The 20356-nt window shown below is 59.2% G+C and carries 21 protein-coding genes; all 21 read right to left on the reverse strand.

Translation table 11 applies throughout. The annotated features are described in order from the left end of the window. The 21 genes from ACUXAC_RS15260 to ACUXAC_RS15360 all read right to left on the reverse strand — a co-directional run bounded on the left by ACUXAC_RS15260 (window position 1) and on the right by ACUXAC_RS15360 (window position 20346). Window positions 1-804, reverse strand: a complete 804-nt coding sequence (locus tag ACUXAC_RS15260) for a phage tail tube protein (protein ID WP_439069128.1) — start codon at window positions 802-804, stop codon at window positions 1-3. Beyond that, window positions 801-3524 carry a hypothetical protein gene (locus tag ACUXAC_RS15265; RefSeq protein WP_454266757.1) on the reverse strand — a complete coding sequence of 908 codons (2724 nt, stop codon included), beginning with the start codon at window positions 3522-3524 and terminating at the stop codon, window positions 801-803. Before ACUXAC_RS15265 ends, ACUXAC_RS15260 begins: the two co-directional genes overlap by 4 nt. Further along, window positions 3525-3722, reverse strand: a complete 198-nt coding sequence (locus ACUXAC_RS15270) for a hypothetical protein (RefSeq protein ID WP_454266758.1) — start codon at window positions 3720-3722, stop codon at window positions 3525-3527. It lies immediately after the preceding gene. A gap of 9 nt (window positions 3723-3731) precedes the next feature. After that, a complete protein-coding gene (locus ACUXAC_RS15275) occupies window positions 3732-3965 on the reverse strand; it encodes a hypothetical protein (RefSeq protein WP_454266759.1) in 234 nt (77 codons plus the stop codon). Window positions 3966-3974: 9 nt separating this feature from the next. Next, on the reverse strand, window positions 3975-4790 hold the full coding sequence (locus ACUXAC_RS15280) for a phage BR0599 family protein (RefSeq protein WP_454266760.1): 816 nt from the start codon (window positions 4788-4790) through the stop codon (window positions 3975-3977). Then, a complete protein-coding gene (locus tag ACUXAC_RS15285) occupies window positions 4777-5961 on the reverse strand; it encodes a hypothetical protein (protein ID WP_454266761.1) in 1185 nt (394 codons plus the stop codon). The genes ACUXAC_RS15280 and ACUXAC_RS15285 overlap by 14 nt, the downstream gene beginning before the upstream one ends. Continuing rightward, complete coding sequence (locus ACUXAC_RS15290) at window positions 5961-9233, reverse strand: phage tail length tape measure family protein (protein WP_439069124.1); 3273 nt, start codon at window positions 9231-9233, stop codon at window positions 5961-5963. The genes ACUXAC_RS15285 and ACUXAC_RS15290 overlap by 1 nt, the downstream gene beginning before the upstream one ends. Before the next feature lie 156 nt (window positions 9234-9389). After that, the gene (locus tag ACUXAC_RS15295; protein ID WP_454266762.1) at window positions 9390-9881 is read right to left on the reverse strand and encodes a DUF6631 family protein; all 492 of its coding nucleotides are present in this window, start codon (window positions 9879-9881) and stop codon (window positions 9390-9392) included. Further along, window positions 9878-10630 carry a phage tail tube protein gene (locus ACUXAC_RS15300; RefSeq protein ID WP_454266763.1) on the reverse strand — a complete coding sequence of 251 codons (753 nt, stop codon included), beginning with the start codon at window positions 10628-10630 and terminating at the stop codon, window positions 9878-9880. Before ACUXAC_RS15300 ends, ACUXAC_RS15295 begins: the two co-directional genes overlap by 4 nt. Then, window positions 10617-10817 carry a DUF7210 family protein gene (locus tag ACUXAC_RS15305; protein ID WP_041033402.1) on the reverse strand — a complete coding sequence of 67 codons (201 nt, stop codon included), beginning with the start codon at window positions 10815-10817 and terminating at the stop codon, window positions 10617-10619. The genes ACUXAC_RS15300 and ACUXAC_RS15305 overlap by 14 nt, the downstream gene beginning before the upstream one ends. Next, entirely contained in the window at window positions 10805-11251 is a 447-nt protein-coding gene (locus tag ACUXAC_RS15310; protein WP_041033404.1) for a phage tail terminator protein, read from the reverse strand. Before ACUXAC_RS15310 ends, ACUXAC_RS15305 begins: the two co-directional genes overlap by 13 nt. Further along, window positions 11248-11787: a gp436 family protein gene (locus ACUXAC_RS15315; protein ID WP_454266764.1), complete on the reverse strand. Its 540-nt coding sequence runs from the start codon at window positions 11785-11787 to the stop codon at window positions 11248-11250. Before ACUXAC_RS15315 ends, ACUXAC_RS15310 begins: the two co-directional genes overlap by 4 nt. Continuing rightward, window positions 11784-12713: a major capsid protein gene (locus ACUXAC_RS15320; RefSeq protein WP_060446688.1), complete on the reverse strand. Its 930-nt coding sequence runs from the start codon at window positions 12711-12713 to the stop codon at window positions 11784-11786. Before ACUXAC_RS15320 ends, ACUXAC_RS15315 begins: the two co-directional genes overlap by 4 nt. Window positions 12714-12780: 67 nt before the next feature. Beyond that, window positions 12781-13158 carry a capsid cement protein gene (locus ACUXAC_RS15325; protein ID WP_041033410.1) on the reverse strand — a complete coding sequence of 126 codons (378 nt, stop codon included), beginning with the start codon at window positions 13156-13158 and terminating at the stop codon, window positions 12781-12783. Next, window positions 13155-14300 (reverse strand): hypothetical protein, encoded by a 1146-nt coding sequence (locus ACUXAC_RS15330; RefSeq protein ID WP_454266765.1) that lies wholly within the window; start codon window positions 14298-14300, stop codon window positions 13155-13157. Before ACUXAC_RS15330 ends, ACUXAC_RS15325 begins: the two co-directional genes overlap by 4 nt. A gap of 236 nt (window positions 14301-14536) precedes the next feature. Beyond that, window positions 14537-15100 carry a phage virion morphogenesis protein gene (locus tag ACUXAC_RS15335; protein WP_223915212.1) on the reverse strand — a complete coding sequence of 188 codons (564 nt, stop codon included), beginning with the start codon at window positions 15098-15100 and terminating at the stop codon, window positions 14537-14539. Continuing rightward, window positions 15100-16317: a PBECR2 nuclease fold domain-containing protein gene (locus tag ACUXAC_RS15340; RefSeq protein WP_454266766.1), complete on the reverse strand. Its 1218-nt coding sequence runs from the start codon at window positions 16315-16317 to the stop codon at window positions 15100-15102. The genes ACUXAC_RS15335 and ACUXAC_RS15340 overlap by 1 nt, the downstream gene beginning before the upstream one ends. After that, window positions 16307-17821: a DUF935 domain-containing protein gene (locus ACUXAC_RS15345; RefSeq protein WP_454266767.1), complete on the reverse strand. Its 1515-nt coding sequence runs from the start codon at window positions 17819-17821 to the stop codon at window positions 16307-16309. Before ACUXAC_RS15345 ends, ACUXAC_RS15340 begins: the two co-directional genes overlap by 11 nt. Further along, entirely contained in the window at window positions 17818-19497 is a 1680-nt protein-coding gene (locus ACUXAC_RS15350; protein ID WP_454266768.1) for a hypothetical protein, read from the reverse strand. Before ACUXAC_RS15350 ends, ACUXAC_RS15345 begins: the two co-directional genes overlap by 4 nt. After that, window positions 19497-20048 carry a phage protein Gp27 family protein gene (locus ACUXAC_RS15355; protein WP_454266769.1) on the reverse strand — a complete coding sequence of 184 codons (552 nt, stop codon included), beginning with the start codon at window positions 20046-20048 and terminating at the stop codon, window positions 19497-19499. Before ACUXAC_RS15355 ends, ACUXAC_RS15350 begins: the two co-directional genes overlap by 1 nt. A gap of 1 nt (window position 20049) precedes the next feature. Then, complete coding sequence (locus ACUXAC_RS15360; RefSeq protein ID WP_041033421.1) at window positions 20050-20346, reverse strand: VpaChn25_0724 family phage protein; 297 nt, start codon at window positions 20344-20346, stop codon at window positions 20050-20052. Window positions 20347-20356 lie beyond the last annotated feature (10 nt).

Raw genomic sequence — 20356 nt, forward strand, 5'->3', positions numbered from 1 at the left:
TTATTGCCCCCCGTGGGTATAAACACCGTTGTGATTAATAGCGCCGTTATGCGTAATACCACTTAACGTCTCGATTATTGTTACTCGCCCAAATCGACCTAAAATCGGGTCGTCATGACGAGACATGTCATACATTATTTCAGCCGCCGTATCGACGCCTCCTATCGATGAGTCATTGTTAATAAGTTGCAGGGTCGTCAGTGGTTCAAATGAAAGCCGAAAAAGCTCAACAAGCATGTGCTGATTTGACTCTGCCAGATTGATGCTTTCATAACGAAACACAAACTCATCCCGGTTATCCGAAAAGATCGAAATGCTTGAGCTATTGGCATGCGCATAGTCAACGCTAATAGGCTGATGAACGGGAGTTGATATGAAATTAATCATTCCCCAGGAGGCATCAACACTGTAATCACGCCCCTCAACCATGCCATTAATTTCAACTCCCCAAACATTTTGGTGGGACAATGCAATACGGTCGCCAGCCGATATTTTTTGCGGCAACACTTCTTTTTCTATAACTCTCGGATAATTACGGACCACATTGGAATTCAACAGCAGTGACAAATTTTCAGCCGAAAAATTATGCCATGTCGATGTCACAACACCTGATTGAGACGTCATGTAACGTCGTGTATTAACCAGTTTTCCGCCTCGCGACGACTTAGACGTCTTTTGTTCAAACGCCAGCGTTACCGATAATGCTGATACATCACCTATCCAGCGGAATGCACCGGGACGACCATTTTCATCACGACGCGCTAAATAAACTTTACCCTGGCCATAATAGTACGTTTCATTCATGGGGCGGTACTCCGTTCACGCAGCGTCAGTGATATTTTGCCCTCGTTCAAAACAACGCCGGACGATGTAAATAATGTCATGTCATCAGCGGCGCGATAAATTCCAGCTGACCAGGCAACCGGCGCTGACGTTCCCGTGATGGACTCAATCACAAACGCGCTGGCATCACCGGCCAGCACCAGCACGGTCAGTAACGAACTTTGGGAATAACTGGCCAACATCAGCACCTGATGCTCACCAAACAGATATGGTGAGTCAGGCCAGGTCCCTGCAGGGTAGTCGATATCATCAGCCGGGATGGACAGCCCACGCGCAACGAATGCAGGTGCCGCGCCATCGGTAGCTCCAGCCGCCTCTCCCAACGCAATAAACTCCGGTACCGCGCCGGTGGTGGTATCCGCTGGCGTCGCGGCTTGCCAGTCAGCGCCGGTAATGACCTCCAATGCCGGGATGGTCACCGATACCGGTGATGGAACCGGAATATAGCGCCCGGCCGGGAGCGTGGACTGGTAGTGATACAGTGATTCTGTGCCGTTGCGTGTGGTACTGAGCGTCAGAATATGCACAGCCGCATCCACGCCATCGGTGTGGTACGGTAGCTTGACCGTGTTGCCATCTGATATCTGCGTCCAGACCGTTTCTGACGTGTCCTGACGCACCAGCGCCACGCTGTACTTTGACCCCGGCTCCGGGCCAATACTGGCTTCTGTGCAGTCAATCAGCCGGTCTGCCTGCAACACGCGGTCACGATGTGCGAACGTCAGCGTGTAGCCCGCTGCTAGGGCCACTTCGGCAGGATACGGAACACCGTTCACCCGGATGTTGCCTGGCAGGTACGGGCGATATTGGCGCTGGGCCATAGTGATGTTGCCAACAGGTGCCAAATTTGCGGCCAGCGTCTCGGTGCCGGTCCGCGTCAGCAGGCGCACATCCACGTTCTCGCCGCCCAGGTACTCCTGGCCATCGGATTCGATGGCATCACGGTAGAATCGGATCGGTGTCCCTGCAGCATGTTCAGCGGGCAGCGTGTCAGCACAGGCCCGCCCCACTGATAGGGTGCCAGCAGACACATTAACCTGGTCAATTCGGACTATCTCGTTGCCCACGATCGCGCCGTCGCCTACGGCAGGCGGGAACGGCATCACCACGCGCAATGTGCGATTCAGCGGACCGACGGCCGCCAGCAAACTGCCGGACGGCGTCCAGTCACCCTGGTTGCGATCGACAAATCCGGCACCGGCGGCGCGACTTTGGATTTGATAGTTGATGGAGAGCGACGTCGGCGCACTGGCCATGATGCCGACAAACCCGGAACCAGGTTTGACATAGGCCAGTTCAGACTCGGAGAGCGTCCCAGCCAGTACCGCGTAGGGCAACTCAATCAGCTGCATATCCGTCACCGGCCGCGCCGCCTGGTCGGGGGGCGTCCAGCCACCAGGCTGCTCACCGGTGCTGTAGGACGTCGACGGTAGCCCGAAAACGTCCTGCACCACGGTGATTTTCAGGGAACCATCATCGCCTTCGCTGATCTGGCCAACACGCAACACCATATTCGCGATATTGCGGTCGGGCAGGCTCACACGGAATACGCCGCCTGGCTTCAGAATGCCGCCGCGCCGGTCGAAGTTGATCACGAGCCGCGTCAGCCCGGATGTCCCCATTTCCAGATCGCGCTGCGCGACGCGAGCACCCAGGTCATGGGTCGGAATAGCACGGTACTCGACCGTGCTGCTGATAAGCCCCACGGCCTGAATCGCCCCCAGATTTTGCGCCTTGACCTCGCCATCGCTGTTGGTGACCGGATCATGATAGGTCACGACCACTTCATTCGGTGCCGTGTCTGCGCTGCTGCTGTCATCGTCCTGGACGCTGATGATGCCGTTGTCATACGTGAACAGCGGCAGATCATCGACCACATAATCGTCGCGCAACAGCTTCAGCGCCATCTTGCCGGTCTCGAGGTCGCCATATTGCACCGCGCCAATATGGTCGAGCACCTGCTGTACAAAGGTGTCCAGGCTGTCCTGGCGGTTATAACGGAAGCACAAACCAAACTGCTCGTCGTAGAGGCGATCAGCAGCAATACGATAACTGTCGAGGTCCAGATCATCGACCAGCGACAAACCGCGCCCCCAATCCCGATTCGTTGCGCATTCGACCAAAATATGCGCCGGGTTCATCGCGTGAATACGGCGCAGGTTCGCGACCTGCTCCGGGGAGAGTTTCGACTCGTCATCGAGCTGGCCGACGGTGTTCTCCAGCAGAATACGCATTTTCTCCGGATACCAGGCAATGTTGTTGTCCCACCCGGAGGTTGTGCGCCGCACGCGAAACGACCACGGCTTCGGGCTGGCGCTGTAGCAACTGACCAGGCCAGAGAAAAACGTCGTTACCACGCCGCGAAAGCCCGGTACCAGACCGGTCAGAAGTTTGAGCAATGACGGAGGGGGGACCTGGTCCGGACCGCCCATCATCACGTCGAGCGTGCCCTGGATACCGCCTTCGCCGCCGGTATCCTCGCCGCCAAACAGGTTTGGCTGGTCGATGTAAACGGAAGTATTTCCCGAAAGCTGCCCCTCAGTGCCTGCGAACACGGTCTTTTTATCGGCGCTGATTGCGACGATCTCGTTAACTGGGCCACGTCCCAACCCTGAGTGGATGTCCCAGGAGTAGCGATACCCAACCGTGACTTTTTTTGACCCTTTACCGCCACCACCCATCTATTGATTCTCCTCGTTTTTTTCCGCCAGGCGGACGATGTTTATTGCCAATGCATCCCCGGTGGCCAGGAATTTTTCAGAGTCGATGCCGCCCTCGCGGAGGAATGCCTCTAAGTCCAGATGGTAGCGAGAGAAGAAGGTTCGCAGTCCCCATGCACAGCCGCCACCGGCGCGGATATGTTCCATCGTGATTTTCATGATGCACTCCTATTTTCTGATGGCGTCATAGCGGTAGTTGCCGTAACCGAGCACGAACCAGTCATCGGTCCAGCAGTCGCCGAAAAATACACACTGAGGCGTGCCTTCGGTCGGCTGAGGTAGCTGCCAACTTTCTTCCGTCGCCGCTTCCGGCGTGTTGTTTTTCGGCCGAGGGGCCAGTGCCTGGTTGACCAGGTATGACGCGACGATAACCGCGACATATTTGGCGATGGCGAACCACACGATGACCTCCTAAAACAGCTTGATGATTTGATACGGGGATTTACCCGGCATGTGCGGCATCCCCCCGTAGTTCAGGTGATTGCTGAATTTGCTGTCGCACTGGGCAATCGTGCGGTTGCAGCCCGGATACAGCGTCACTACCTGGCCAACGGCGAAACCGGCCGAGCCGCCGAACAGATTCATCTGGTTGCCGTTTTGCGCCCGCAGGCCGCGCAGCTCGGTGACGCCATCCACGGCCCACTCAACATAGCCGCCGGAGAACCATTCGGACGCCGTGCCCTCGGGCAGATTGACCGTGATACTGACGCCATCCATCGCAATCACGACCAGCCCGCCGACACCGAACGCCAGCGGATCAACCTTGCAGTTGTGGTCATACAGCGCATAGGGGCAGGCGCGGCCGTAAGTCAGGCGCAGACCGACGCGGGAAAACGTGCTGGCCAGGCTGGAGGTCATCAGTTTGGTGCGTTCGATTGCCTCACGCTTGGCCTCGGTCACCGTACCCACCCAGACCGTGCGAAACTCAGCTGCAGCATCTTCCGCATGTAGCCGATACACGCGGATGCGCACCGGGCTTGAGGGCGGAACACCACGGAATAGCATGGCGACGGCGTTATTGGCAGGCACGGTGATATCCATGCCGTCGCCGTTCCCGGCGCTGAGTCCGCTGTCGCTGATGGCCACTGCTTGCCAGTCGACATTGGCGAAATGAATGTCGCGATCGGCGTTGGTGTAGCGGTAATGCACCGCGCCGCCACGAATAAACTCGTACAGGGTCAGCGGCTGGCCGTTTGCCACCGAATATTCGTACTCACTCCAGCTCATCCCGGACTCCTATAAATGAGGTGGTGACGCTGGCGAAACCGTCAGCGTCGGTGGTGTGCTGCCAGGCAACCGAATCATTGTTTTGCCTGGCGAACGTCATAAATGACACGCTGGCGATTTGGCGCTGCGGGACGGTGACCGACTCGCCGTCCAGCGCCAGCAGTTCTGCCTGGCCGCTGATGGCCACGCCGGTCATACGCCTGTACAGCGTGCGGCCGTCGGCCAGCAAGATGCGCAGATCACGCCGCCCAGGTACGACGCTCATCTCGCTGAGCCCGCAGCGGATCACCGGCAATGTGTTCCCGGCCAACGCACCCGCCGGGGTCAGATCGTCATTCTGGCTCGGCACCCACAACGCGCGCTGGCGGCCGCGCAGGTGGTACATCAGCTGGCGCAGCGCAAATTGCTCGCTGCGGCCCATCAGCGACCAGGTGTGGCGCTGCAGATAGAACGGGCGGCGTGCGGTGTCGAGGCGGGCCGGGATACCGCTGCCGTTATCCAGCTCGATCATCAGGCGCTGATATGCGCCGGTCAGGTTTTCCGACCAGTCAGCCTCCGGTTCCAGCACCGGATGGCCACGGTACAGCGCGAGACCGGTTGCTGCCGAGAATGGGTTATGTTCGGCGATACGAAAACGCACCTGGGCGCTGGCCAGGCCACCTGTGATGCGGGTGAACGACGGAGGGTCAGTCAGCACTGCAGGGCGCACGGGGTACACCGCTGTACCCGCCCGCCAGCCCGCTGCCAGTGGCTGGGACAGGGTCAGCGAATCAGCTCCGATCGCGCTGACGGTCACCAGCGCGGCAGGTGATGCAATAGCCTCGGCATTTTTCAGCAACACCGTTCCACCCACTGAAAAATCGCGGCCGCGCGTATCAACCTGCAGTTGAGAGGCTCCGGCCGTGACCGAGGCCTGCAACTCGGTCACGTCCGGGAATACCGGCATTGCCCAGGTGCAGCCGCCAGCCTCCCACACCGCGTTCTCCAGCCACTGGCGATCAACGTCACCCGCGAGGATGCCGAACTCAAACATACGACGCGGCGACAACCGGCGAGAAATGCGCTGCTCGGCACCGCTCGGCGACTGTAATACGTCGGTTTTCCACTCGAGCGTCTCGGTGATGCCGCCGGTCCAGTCGGGCTCCATCAGCCAGGGAAATAATGCCGCCATCACTTCACCCCCAGCATCTGCTTGAGAGTGGGAACATTGGCGCGCAGGACCGTCATGAGACTGCGTCCCCCCTCAACGGACTCCACCCCTTTGGCGAACGCATCGGCAGCATCGAATACCAGCGTCTGCTGCAGTGGTTGCAACATGGCCGGTCCGGCTGATGGGCCCGCTAACGAGGTATCCGGTACCGAACTCGGTGCACTTGCAACGGGGGCGGGTAACCCGGCCAATCCGCCGGTCGCATGCCGGGCGCGTGGCAAATACCCCTCCAGCGCCGCCATGCCGTGGCGGTTAAAGTCATGCAGAAAATCCAGCGCACCGGGTTGTTGTACGACTGCAGCGCGGGTGACGAACTCGTAATCGGACAGCATCGCGGGGATAGAGTCGCTGGTTGTCGTGCCAGGACCGCGAATGTGGCCACCGTCTGCCGCAAACAAACTGCCCAGCACGCCGCCCATCCCGCCAGACGAACCGACCAGGCTTGAAGTGGCCATTTGCGCCAGCTGCTGCGCGGCAATTTGGGCCATGCTGTTGATGATAGTCAGCGCCAGATTCTTCACCGCATCGCTCAGGCTCATGGTGCCTTTGGCCAACCCCATCAGCGAGCTCTCGATACCGCTCTGCAGCCCGTCACGAAATGCGATCGTCAGCTCATTACCTGCCTGATTGAGCTTATCCAACTGCAGCTCGAGCTGGCGGATCATGTCGCGGACTTTCTCACCGGCTTCGCCTGGCGCGTTGGCCATCTCTTTGAGCTGCGGCAGGTAGCCCTTGACCTTATCGCCGACCTCCTGATGCAGTTCGACCAACCGCTGGCGCCCCTGGATTTCATTCAGCAGGCCACCCTGGACTTGCGTCTGGATACTGGTTTCCTGCTGGGCCTGGTAGGCGAACAGATCATCCAGTTGCTTCTTCAGATCATCGACGCGGATTTTGGTCTCGGCCACCGGCAGCAGCTGGTCCAGCAGGCTGAGCCCCTTCGTGTTGCCGCTGGCCTCAAACTCGCGGCGCATATCGGCGAACCGGGATTGGGTCTCCAGTAAGCTGGCTCCGGCCGTATCGCCGGTGTCGCGCATGTACTGCAGCTGGAGCTGCAGGTTCTGGTTTTTGAATTCCTGGGCGGTGATGGCCGCGTTCGCCGCCTCCGCCTGCTTACGCTGTTCGGCGGTCAGATTGCGGGTCGCGATTTCTTGGGCGCGCGTAGCGGCAGCTCCCTCGACACGCTTGGAAGCCTGTTTCTCCAGCTGTTCGACAAAGCGCTGGTTCTCGTTAAAGGATTTTTTCGTCTCGGCGGCGTCTGACTTGGCTGACTTATTGGCAGCCGTCTGAGCGTCAATTTGTTTGGCGAGGGCACGTGCCTTATCTTGCTCGGCCTTGCTGGCATCTTTCAGCGAACCATTGCTGATGTCGGCCTCAACGCGCGCCAATTGAGTGAGCGCCTTTTTCTGGTTCAGCGTCTGCTGCAGTTGCTTGTTGTATTGCTCAGCTTTCTTACCGGACTGATCAAGGGCTTTAACATCGGTATCCCACTGGCCACCGGAAAAATTTTGGCCATCTGAGGAGGATACGCCCAGGTCGCGCAATTTTTCTCGACCACCTGCAGCCGCCCACATATCCGTATAGCGTTTTTTCAGCAAATCCAGTGCATCAGCTTCTTTCTCTACCGCTGTGCGGTTGTTCGCCCAGGTCTTTTCAAGCTCTTTAGAGGCCGCATTGCTCTTGTCTTCTATTTGTTGGCGTTTAGTCGCTTCTGCCGCAATTTTTTGTTGTGCTGCTGCTTCTGACTCCAATGCAGCTAAACGTTTTTTATCGTTACTAACTTGGCGAGCGTAACCCTCACCTCGGGTGGCTATTTCAATTTCACTACCCGCGCTATTTAGGCGTTGTTTAATGTCCTGGATTTCTTTCGCTCGCGCTTCTTCTGGAGAATCAAGATTCAACGCTGAACTGGTGCCGCTTTTCAGGCCCGCATAGGCCTCGGCGGCAGCATCTTTGACGTTCTTCCAGCCGCGGGCGACCCAGTTCAGTTTGGTCTCGATTTCACCCAGGCGCTCAATCGCCGCTTTTTTGTATGCCTGGGACGCCAACTCAATGGCATCCTCTTTGCGCCCCTGGTCTTCCAGGGCGCGGATACGCTGGTAGGTTTCGGAGTCCAGCCAGTGATACTGCTCGCTGCTATTGACCGCCCAGTCTGAGACGCTGTCGGTCATCTTGACGAACTGTGCAACCACCTGATCGGCAGAGTCGCCGGTCAACTGCGCCATCGCCGAGGCTGCCTGCGAAACGGTGTCCAGCGTCTCGCCGGTAAATTTGCCGCTGCTGACCAGGCCATTCAGGATGTCACGCACCTGGCTGTAGTTGCTGCCGAGCTGGCCACCGGCCTGCGTCATCATCTCCAACTGACCTGCGGTCACCCCTGCGTAGTTACCGGTCAGCTGAATGCTGTGATTGAATTCGTCCTGGTCGCGCAGCACGTTGGCTACCACCACACCGGCCCCGGCCACAGCGCCAATTGTGCCGCCGATCGCCAACGTGGTCGCACTGAACAGCGGCGGCAACATGCCGGTGCGGTTCCCCAGGGACAGGATATTATTACTGGCATCGCGCCAGTTCCCATTCACCAACTGATGAGCGAGAACACGCAGTTCTCGGCCAGCAGCCCTGGAATTTAACGAGAGTTTTTCAGTGCCGTCGGAGATGAGATCAATCGCTTCACGCTGTGTACCCAGCTTGCCCAGGTAATCGTTGAACGTACCGTCGTCAATGAGCCCGGCCTTGCGGGACTTGCGCAGCTGCGCCTCCTGAGCATCGAGCTTCCCCAATGCTTTTGCCGTCGGATCAATGCTACCAAGAAGGCTGTCGAGGTCTTTCTTCAACTTCTCGACTTCTTTGCCATGCGCTTCCGCCGCCTTGGCTGCTGCTTCCTGAGCCTGAGCGGCTTTCTGCTCCTGCTGATACAATGCATGGCCGCGCGCGCTTTGCGCGTTCTGCGCAGCGGTCACTTCCTCGGCGCTGCGGGCAGCACGTTGGGCCATGAGGACCGAGTTCTGCAGCTCAGTATTGAGTGATTGTTGGGCCGTAGCATTGTTGCGGGTGGCGTCCGCCGCTGCTCCTTGGGCATCGGTAGTGGCCTGCCATTGTTGATTGCTCGCTTGCGCGGTCGTACCGGCCGTTTTGATATCGTCGGTCAGTGACTCCACTGCCTGTTTGGCTTCGTTGAGGTCAGCGGTGATACGCAGGGCGAGGTTGAGAGATGAGTTTCCGGCAGCCATAACAGCACCCTATATAAAGAAGGAATTGCCCCGATCACTTCAGGGCATTGATACGTGATGTCGCGCTCTGCCCGCCGACGAAACCGGCATTGGCGTCCAATATCCGGGCGATGCTGTCCTGCGCCTGCAGGGCCAGCGCCTCCCTGTAGTAGAGCGTCAGCTGGCGGGCGGTGTAGTATCCGAGCCGGTCTGGGTTATGGCCTGCCCGGATGAGCGTGGCGAAGATGCGGCCGAAAGTGACGGTTTCTCCCTGGCTGCGCGCAGCGTGATTTGACGGACGGCAGCGCTCATAAAAAAACGTCGGTTCACCGTCCACCACCAGTCCATCAGCGCAGTGCCGTCACTGCCCGGCAACGTAGCGACCCATTCGACCGGCTTGTTGATACAACAGGCGATCAACTTCGGCAACGCGTCGGAATGCTCGGCCAGCACGTCTTGCACGGCTTCGAACGAGGGCCATTCGCTTTGCATGACGTCTGCCAGGCTGGCCACCACCGGCTTCAACTCCTCATTCATCGTCAGCGAATCCACCAGGGTGAACTCGCGAACGGTGAGGTGTTGACCTGCGATGGTGATATCGCGGGTGGACAGCAACACGGACAGGTCATCCTCCTGTGGGGTTGCGGCCTGTTGCGGTTCGCGGCTCATTCCACCGGCTCCGCAACATCAATAACACGACCGAATTTACCGATGGTCGGGTCATTCGGTTGTACATTGTCGAACAACACGTTGGCAGTGGTTTCCAGCCCGGCCAGGGAGGTATCGCCCTGGATCAGCGCCAGCGTTGAGACTGGGTCGAACGACAGCTTGTACAGCTCCAGAATTTTTGCCGCACCGCCTTCTGCCAGGTTGATGCCCTCGAATCGCAACGCATAGTTTTCGGGGTGCGAGGTGAACAACGTGGTGTTCACGCCCCCGGCATACTTGTAGTTAATGGACGGTGCAGCAGTCTGGTCCTTCAGGAACGTCACTGCGCCGTAGGTGTAGTCCAACTCGTAATCAGTCCCTTCGACGAGTTCGCCGATCACCGCATCACTGATGCGCTGATGCGCCAGCGCAAAACGTTCACCGGCTTTGATGCCTGCTGGCAACGACTCCGCCGTGACGCTGCCGCCAGGGATAACCACGCGGTCGCCGTACAGCACCAATGCGAGGTTTTCCGCCGACAACTCATGCCAGGTGCTTGTCACTGTGCCATCTTTGCTGGTCGGGAAACTGCGGGCCGTGGTGCGTTGACCGGAGTAAGACTCCTTGTGCGACAACTTCTCCACGGTCAGCGCGAGCGCCAGTGCGGAGACGTCGCCAATCCAGCGATACGCGCCTGGGCGACCGTTCGGTAAACGGCGAGCGAGGAATACCTTGCCCTGACCGTAGTAATAGGTTTCAAGCTGCCCCATTATCTGCCTCCACTTTGCTATTGCGACGGCCGTTCTGGTTGTCGCTGTTCACGACGGGCAAAACAGCCTCGATGATTTTCTGTGCCTTCAGCCATCTGGCTTCGGACTCGGTCACGGTGATGGTTTCACCGGCTGCAACAGCCTTACCCGCGTGGGTATGCTGCTGCAGGAGTTTTACTTCTGGCATCGTCTGCCCCCGATCACATGTTGAACCTGGAACGTGTCCATCCAGAGCAGCGTTCCGCCATCAAAATCCAGGACATCGCCGCGTAACCACTGCAGTCCCGTGGTGCTGGCGAGCGTAGGACGCCAGCCGATCAACTGGTCACGCACCTGCCCGATAAGGGGATTGACCTCATGGGTCAATCCCTCGGCTCCCAACCCGTAGTTGCGTACTGCGATCGCAATCCCGATCACCGCTTCGGCCACCTGGGCGCGGCTACCGTTGCCGGGAACGCCGCGCTCTGGCCCCATCAGCACATAGGCACCGGGCATCGCAAACCCCGACAGGTCGGTGACCTTGCTGTACTCGACAATGGTGCCGATTTGACTGAAGGGCTGTGGGTCGAGCTCCTGCAATCGCGCGACAACCAGATTGATGTCAAACGGTGCGCTGCTCATTTGCCGTAGTCCCGCAGCGAGTCTATGCTGAAGGTGCGGCCCGGCCCGGTAATTTGCGGGGGGCCACCGGCAGCGGGCAGTGAATCACCCAGTCCCAAGCTGAACTTACCGGCCGCAACTTGCTCCAGCAGCTTCAGCGCATCGCGGTAGTCGCGCACAATCGGATCGGTCTTCTCGTCGGAAACGCGATGTGAATGTAGCTTGTACCGGGTGATAGCGCGCGCCCAGCCAGTCAGGATCGACGGCACGTTGGCCAGCGGCAGTTTGTAACCGCGCTTGCGCAGGTAGCCGTCGATAAGCCCCTGAGTTTCCTCCACGGCATCACCGATTTTTTCTACCGCTGCCAGAGCAACCTCGACCTCGGCCGGTGGCCAGGATGAGGTCTCTTCGCCGCGCAACAGCGCATCCAGAATTTCCGGACGCGCCAGCGGCTTACCCATTGCAGCAGTTGACTGAGACAGTTCAACAGCACCGGGGCGCTCAGCCAGCTCGGACAGTGGGACATACCAGGTCACGGCCATAACTCGTTTCCTCACCCCGCGACAGCGTTCTGGAAGAAGTAACCGCAGTCCGGGGCCACAATCAGCTCGCGCACCGACTCACCGACGCGCACCCGCTGACCGCCACGCAGCCCCATGTCCGGATCGGGAATGGATCCCGACACGCGGCTGCCGAACTGCGCAGTCATCCCGAAGGTGACGCCGCCCTGAGTGTCGGCAAGCTTGTTGCGGTAGATAAATGACGCGTGGTTTGCCCAGGCTCGCACCAGAACAGGCTTCTGACCTGGGCGAGAGATATTGACGAACGCGCTGCCGACCAGGATGTCTTCCAGCTCAAGCAGGTCGCGCAGGAACTGCAGCGGCACCAGACCGTCTTCCCCCATCGTGCCGTTATAGGCTTTCACCACCGATGGGTTCTGACGTAAGGCGGTTGCCGTTGTACGTCCCAAAACGGCCACGTTCGGGCGCATGATCATCTTGTCGAGTGCGGTGGTAATTTTCTTGATCGGCTTGCTCTTGTCGTTGTTCCACTGGTCGTCACCGCTCAGGGTTTCTTTGTTGCCGGTGGCATAGTTCGCTGCGCTGAATACTTCACGGCTGGTGCGAACTTCACGATCGAGCAGAATCAGGTCCGAGGTACGCTCTGCAGCTCGTCCCAACGGATCATAGTTCGCCGGCGCATTATCGATATCGGACTGTGGTACCGGTGCATCCAGGCCATAGTCGTTAGTCGATGAGGTTTTTTCTTCCGCGTTAAACTCAACCTGATTGGGTTGAGAGGTACGGCCCACATTGGTGTTCGGCACGGTGAAACCCTGGCCGAGGTCATACTCCCACCATTTAAATTCAGCCTTGCCAACCGGCACACGAGGTAAAACCTCATCGGCGATCATGCTGGTGTTGCGATACGCGATGGCGATGGCCGTCAGGTGCGCGTCAATCGGAAACGGTGCTTTTGACATACTGTCACTCTCCAAAAAAGGGATAGAGCCGGTGTTACCCGGCGAAAAATATTCGGGCTAAGCCGGGTTAACCGCCCGCAGCGGCCGCCGCCAGTTGACCTGGTGCAATCCACACTGAACCGAGGTCGTCTTCCGCACCGGCGTATTCGGCAAAACCGATATAGAAGTTTCCGGCTGCTGCAGGAACGGCACGGCCTTCGGCATCTGCCGTCAGCGGTTGTCCGGCAGTGATGTCAGCGCCATATTTGACCGGAGCCAGACCGTAGCGGATCACGTCTGCGGCTTCACCGATGGCGCTGCCGATGATGGTGGTGACCCCGATGATGAGTTTGCTGCCGTCTGCAGCAGGCACGATTTCATCGGTAACGGTGCCGTGCGTGACGAGCTGGCGAGGCAATACAACCGCTTCAACTTTGTGCGCCGTCGTCAGGACTGGGATATTCATTGCTTCGCTCCTTTCTTAACGTGATTGACTGCATCGGTGATGGAAACGGTGCGCCCCAGCTTGGCCTGCTCGGCGACGTAGACGTTGGCGGCGTCAGCCACGGCACTGACGTCGGCAAAGTCCAGAACGTCGCCTTCTTCGCCGGACTTCTCATTGAAGTCGACCACCCTGGGCTTTTCGTTCAGCACATCACGCAGCAACTCTTCCGGGGTTTTGTTCACCGTAGTGTCACCATCTGCAAACGACAGCGGCGTGCTGTCCAGGCTAAGCAGAACCTCAACCACCCCCGTTTTTTGGCGCGGCAGAATGGAACCGGCTTTCACCAGACCATCGGCATAGCTGACGATCGCTTCTCGACGTGCCTTCGCCTCGCGCTCTTTCGCAGCGGCTTCTTCTTTCCGTAATTTGGCTTCACGCTCTGCCAGTTCTGTCTCGCGCTTGGCGAGCGCCTCCGCCGTAACGGTGTTTTTCTTGTTCGGGTCCACATCGAGCTCCTCGGCATATGCCAGTGGTGAAATGGTTGAGTTGTTTTCAGCATCGGCAGCATTGGCTGCCAGTTCTTCCAAAGAACGAATACGCCACTGCGGCATCAGCAGGTCGGCACGTTCGGCACCGTCTTTTTCAACGATGTAGTCACGCACACCGCGCAGCAGATCAACCAGCAGTTCGGTTTCCCAGGGAATGGCGAATTCCAGTGGCGCATCGTCGGCTCCTTCAGCGAACTCAGTGAACTCGGCATCCGGCAAACCTTTTACGCCTGGTGGAACGGCACCCAGGAAGCCCACGTGGCGTGGATAGAAATGGCCAGGTTTCGGGTTGCCGGGTGAGTTGGGTTGGTAGAACGACAAGGAGCGCTTTTTATAGCTGCCCGCATTGAAGGCCTCGGCAAAGGCCGGGTTGACCTGATGAGGTTCGGCATACAAAAAGCCGTCACGAAACTCAAACCGTTTGGCCCACCCGTAGGAGGGGGCAGTCAGTTTCGGATGGCCGATCACAAAGGGGGATTCCGACAGACTTGGATCATAGCTATTGGCCATATCGATACAGTCTTCGGTAGTGAACGTCATCGTGCGCCCATCCATCGCGGTATGGGTGCCCGGTGCAAAAACGGCAATGGTGGCGGTCGAGGTTTTGGTGGTCATCGTTATCATCCGTAGACGGGAAAGAACGTTACGGAGTGATTTTGGGCGAATGACGCGCGGGGGTAATCTGCCCTCGGACAGATAATTATGAGTTGGAAATGACTATTGGGGGTTAGCGCGGGGGAGGAACTGCGCCGATAGCCGTATTAGAACGTATTATAATACGGCTCGGCAACCGAATTGGGACCATCATGCCGGATAACAGCGCAGAGGCCGTTACAGCGCGTTTGCGGCGGTCACGGTTTTAGCGACCGCTGCAGGTAATTCCGGGCCAGTTCGACCAGGCGTTCGCCTTGTTCGGCAGACACCCCCAGCCAAGGGCGCGCCGGTATCGTCACCTGGTGGGCCGGAATGGTATGCCACTGCGCGAAGTTGGATTTCGACTTGCGGACAAAGCGGTTGTCGATCTCGCCGTTTTTCTTCTGTCGGTAATAGGCCTGTTGGCTTCGGGCTGCTATCTCAATCGTCGCACCGAACTGGTGAACAGCACCATAGATGCGGTCGGTACCGAACAGCAATTCATTGGCGTTGATCTGCCAACGCAGCGTGTTACGCAAATGCCCATCCAGCGTCAGCACCTTGTCTTGATTGCGGCGCTTGCGCTTTTGATAGCGGGCAGACAGGGACTGCCACGGAGTGCCGTCTGGCGACTCCTGCGCGCGAAAGCGTTGCTGGTGAAACTCCAGCAGTTTCTCGCCCATGTCCGCCAGCAAAGGCGCAGGGTCTGCCAGCGCCGCTTGGGTGCGCAGTAGCGTATTGAGCGCATCCTGATAGTCGAATGTCAGCGTGGCTCCGGCCATCACTCATCTCCTCGCGAGTACAGGCGCACGCCCTGGCGAAATGCCTGCAGTGCCTCTCCCGTCAATTCGGTGCTGGCGGCCCAGCCATCGGTACCGGTTTCGAATACCACCGCCACCGGTTCAGCCTGGCCAGTTCGGGTAAAGCGTGCCAGATAACGGCGGCGTACAACCGCGCGCTGCAGTGCCTGTAACCAAACCACCTGCGCCCATATCTCATCAGGTGCCAGGATAGCCTGCGCGAGCAGTTGCATACGTTCTGCAGCTTCAGCCATCTGACCCTCGCCATCGCGAGTGGCGAACATCTCAGGCCCGATCGCAATGCGTTGACCCGCTGCATCACGAAACGCCGCTGGCGTATTGGATCTCGCGCCAAACGCCTGCAGGAAACTCTCAATGGCATTCCCACGCCAGGGCTCTGCTGGCGCGGGTTGAGGCGCTGGCAACGGTATCTCAGCGCTGGCCGTTGCAGCATCCTGCGGCTCCGGTGCCGCTGGTTCACCGCCTCGCGGGGATGGCACCTGGCTGAAAAATTTACTGCGGCCGGGGGTATGCTCAAAACCGGGGTCAATACCCTCGGGCACAAAGACCGTGCGGGGACCGCCAGGGCTGCGCTGCCCGATAGTCCGCTCGATAAACCGCACCGGCGGCGCAGTGTCCGGCCCGTCTTTGCCCATTCGCGTCAGATCATCTTCCGTGCGGGCAATCACGCCGCACTGACACCCCCAGGCGTTGATCGGGAAATGGGTCACCCACCACGGGTCATCCCAGCGCAGCACCATCCCGTTCCAGGCCAGGTGCTCTTCGCGTGGTTCCTCGACGGCGTCGCTGTGGACGTACTCCCAGTAGGGGTGAGAATCTCGCATGGCCATCAGCTGCTGATAGCGACCTGCCATATACGATGACCGGAGATTGGTTTCGTAAATGACGCGGGAGCGCCATTCAAAACCACCGTTATAGCTCCAGCCGTAACGCGCGACGATGCTGGCAAAGTCCTTACGGAAGTCGGCCAGCGTGCGCCCCTCGGCGATGGCGCGTTCAATCGCCTGGCGAAAGTCCGCCAGCAGATCGTCGCGGTTGGCACCGGCCACCATAAACTCGTTGTCATGCTCGGCACCGTAAACATCCGTCCAGGCATCAGTCTTGGTGTTGAGCTTATGTCGGAAAAAGGCAAGCTGCTCGCGGAACGGCAGCGAGCCGTAGGCAACATTACCGGCCATTCATTTCCTCCAGCAGTTCATAGCGTCCCGCCAGCGCGGCAGCAGACATCGCTTGTGCCATCACCTCGGCGTACTGTTCCAGGTCCATGTCCGGCAGCAGTTTATCCAGGCCATCGCGCAGTGCCTCGAGTGACTCGGCATCATCAACCAGTTGCTGCAGCTGTGCCATCCAGGTGTCGGTCACCGGGGTTAACTCACGATTAAGCCGTTCGGCCATTGCGGCCGGAGCGTCCGGGCCATGCGTATGTTCGGCAAACTCGGCACTGGATGGCCTGGCCGCCGGTACCGCCGGGGCAACGGCCGGTTTCGGCTCCCACTCGCCGCCATAGGTTTCCTGGGTGCTCGCCAGCGTTGGACGGAATCCGGTGGTTTCGCTGACGGCTTTGTCACGCTCTGCTCGCGCGGCCAGGTCTTCCGGATCATCAAACACGCGGGAGACCACCGGTACGGCAGCACCGGGGAAATTGAACTCGGTCAGCCATCTGCCCGGACCACGGTTCCACGATTCGCAGATCACATCCGCATCGGATTTGGCGATCGACGTGAGGATTTTGTCCTGCAGAGACTCGTCGCCGCCGATGCCTTTTGACGCGCCGCCGGAGCTGGAAATCTGCCCGACCACTACCCGCCGGATGGCCTCATTCATGGCGTTATACATTGCCTGGTAATCGGCAGCGCCCGAGCGCGACGCGCCCAGCATTTCTATCGCCATGCCCTCCGGCATGATGACGCCACTGTCTGTGGAGATAGCGCGCGTCAGCGCCAACAGGTTACGTTTCTGCTCCGGTGTTGCGCCCTCCGGGTGCTTGCCCGCAACGGTCGGCATACCGAACTTGTCCAGGAAGATCAGCCAGAACTTGATGTCGTTACGTTTGAAGAACGTTGGCCAGTAGAGCCAGTGCGCCAGGCCCATACCGTAGGGTTCGTCGTCGTGGTCAGCGCCGGTCGCGAACGACCAGAAGTACGGTGCCGGGCACGCCTCACCGACTGTCATATTCTGCGGTGTCAGCAACCGCAGCTCGCCTGTCGGGCTGAAGCGGAAGCGCCGACGATCGCGGACCTTGATCTCGTCGAACCACAACAGATTGTCGCGGACCCCGTAAATCAGTTCGGCAACCGCATAGCCGTAAAACACGCCGTAGTGCATCAGACGGGTGATGCGGTCAAAGCCCAGACTATCAATTTGCTGGCGCATTGCTTTGGCGGCTTCGATATCAATCGGCCGTTCACCACCGGCTTCGACCTTAATCTCGCGGGAGATCAACGCATCCTGGCGCTGGGTGAACGCGGACTTTACCTCCTCGTCGCTCAGTACCTCACGGTAAATTTTGAGGTCTGGCGCTCCGCGACTCTGCAGAACGCTGTCCTCTGCGAGCGCCAGCGCACCGACCCACGGGCGGGTAATGTCGCGGCCGTCGCCGGTGGACGCAAACTCCTGACCCAGTTGCGGACGCGGCATGGCAGGCGTTGCCTGGCCTGGACGGCGTCGGTTTTTACGGCTCATATAAATCCTCCAAAATCATTCATGCCACGCACCGTGCCGAAGCCAGTTTCTGTCAGTTCACCGCCGCCACTGGAGCCATAGCCCGACAGCACCTGATAAACCGGTCGTGCGCCGGTAGATTCAAAAGCGATCTCCGCCGCCAGATTGAGCGCAGCATAGTTACCCAGGCAACCGGCAATCGCCGAGTCGCCGTGGCGCACCAGTTCCGGGTCTTTGAGGTCTTTGCGTTCCAGCGAAGTCACCATCTGAATGCCGTCGACGGTCTCAACCGTCCGCAAATCCTGGGCGATGTTCTCGTCGCGCGGCAGCTCGATCATGTTGTCCTCGAACAGCTCGGTGAACTTGGGCATCCATACCCCGTACCATTTGCGGTTCAGCGTGATTTCGGCGATACGCGGGCGGCCGAAATGGTCTGCCGTGTACTCGGCCAGCACCATGCCGGGACCGGTAGCATCCATTGCACCGCCAGACTGGCGCGGCAGGTTTTTGATGAACCAGAACAGGATTTGCTGCTGCAGGCCGGACGGGACATTGTTCAGTTCGATGGCGAACGGTACGACGCGGCGCAGCTGCTCGGTGATTTCAATCGGCCAGATCACCGAGAAGTGGCGGTGGCGGGCAAAGTCCATACCGAACACATGCCGCAGTTGCGGGTTCAGGCACTTGGCCATGACCGGCTGCAGGTACGTTTCAATCCAGGCATTGCCCCACGATTCGCGCTCAACCTCAGTCTTGTTGATGAAATCGTCATCCAGCGCCAGGCGCAGCACTGGCCGCTCGTCGGGCATTGCTCGTTCGATCCAGACGCCGGGAATACATACGCCGTTTCCGTCGCGCGGGATGGCATCGAGCTCCTCGCGCATCGCCGCTTTGCGCGGACCATAGGCGTTGCGTATACGGCTGTACCACGCCTTCTTCCCCTCAATCGTGGCGGTCTCACCTTTCATCGCACAGACACGCTCGTAGAGGCCGTTGGCCACGGCATCATCGAACGTGACGGTAAACACCGCCGCATCATTGCCATAGCGCCCGGCCTCAATGTCGGTACAGAACTGGTTAAACGGGTTATTCTTGCCGTTATGCGAACTGATGATGACGATACGTCCCCCCCAGATCAGCAACGCAGTTGCAGCATCCAGCACGCCCTGAACGTCCTGGTGGAATGCCGCCTCATCGATGACGACCACACCCTGCAGGCCACGGATGTTGGCCGGGCGTGAGGACAGCGCGGCCACCTGAAAACCGCTGGCGAACCGCACGCGGTAGGCCGTTATCATGCGGGTGTTGCCCTTGTCGTCCTGGTCCTCGAACAAGAACTCCTCGATCGCCGATACCTCTTGTGCTTGCTGTGCGGCAATCACGCGGGCGAATTTGGCCACGTAGCCGATAAACTCCAGGCCTTTCTCTTTGGTGTCGCCGATGTAGTAGACGTTATCGCCGCCAGCCGCTTTCTGCGCACCGGCGATCAACGTGGAGTTGAGCCCCCAGGCGAACGTGATGCCGGTTCGACGGCCTTTCGGGATAGCCAGAATGGACACGTCATAACTCAGGCATTCAGCCTGGTGCGCCATCAAAACACCGTCCTCGAACGGGTTGAAGGCAAACGGGATGTCACGGGCGCGGGCGGGTAACTCGTCCCATTCAACGGTACGGACCGTGGAGGCTAACGGTTTCATCACTTGATCCCCAATACGCGCTCACGCCAGAACTGCACCTGGTCTTCGCTCAAGCCCTGGGCGCGGGCGGTTTCCTGCAGGTTCTCTTCCTGCTCTTTCAACAGACGCTCGCGGGCGGCGCGCTCAATTTCTCGACGCTCGTCGAGGCTGGCCTTACGGGACTGCAGAACATCTTTAGCCGCGCGTGCCAGGTGACGCACGGTATCGATATCCGGATCGGCTTCTTGCTGCGCTGTGAATGCGGCATGGGTGGTCAAGGTGGTGACGGCCTGAACCATCAGCGCCCCCGCGCGGTCGTCCGGGTTCTCGCCCAGCTCGCTCACCAGCAGGCGTGCCATCTGGTCCTGCTCGCGCATGCGGCTGACCATCTCGCCGAATGATTGTTTATAGCGGCCCAGCGCGCTGCGACTCGGGGTTTCACCCGTATCAGGGAAATGCTGGCGAATATCCTCCAGCAGCTCATCCAGCGTCAGCTGGTCTTCACGCAAGCGGCGTTCGATATGCGCCCGAACGTCGGTCGGCAACTTGTGAATGGTCGATTTACGGCCCATCTCAGCCTCCCGCGCCAGGGCGTTTGACACCGTGGACAATGGCGCGACCGGCAGCGACATCGGCACCGCGCTCGGTGAGGCGTGCGACCAGCACGGTCTCGATATCGTCGATACGCACCAACCCTTGCTCCTCGAGCCAACGTAACTCGGTCTTGACCTGGTCACGGCTCGGAGCATGGCCATAGCGCGTCAACGCCTGGTAAATCACCGAACTGTTGGAGCTGTAGCTCGGCATCTCGGCCAGAAAGCGCAACATGACCAGGCGCTGGTCTTCGCGCAGAAAGTCGGCAAAACTCATGATGTCCTCC

The sequence above is a fragment of the Serratia sp. 121840015-1 genome (genome assembly GCF_053627655.1).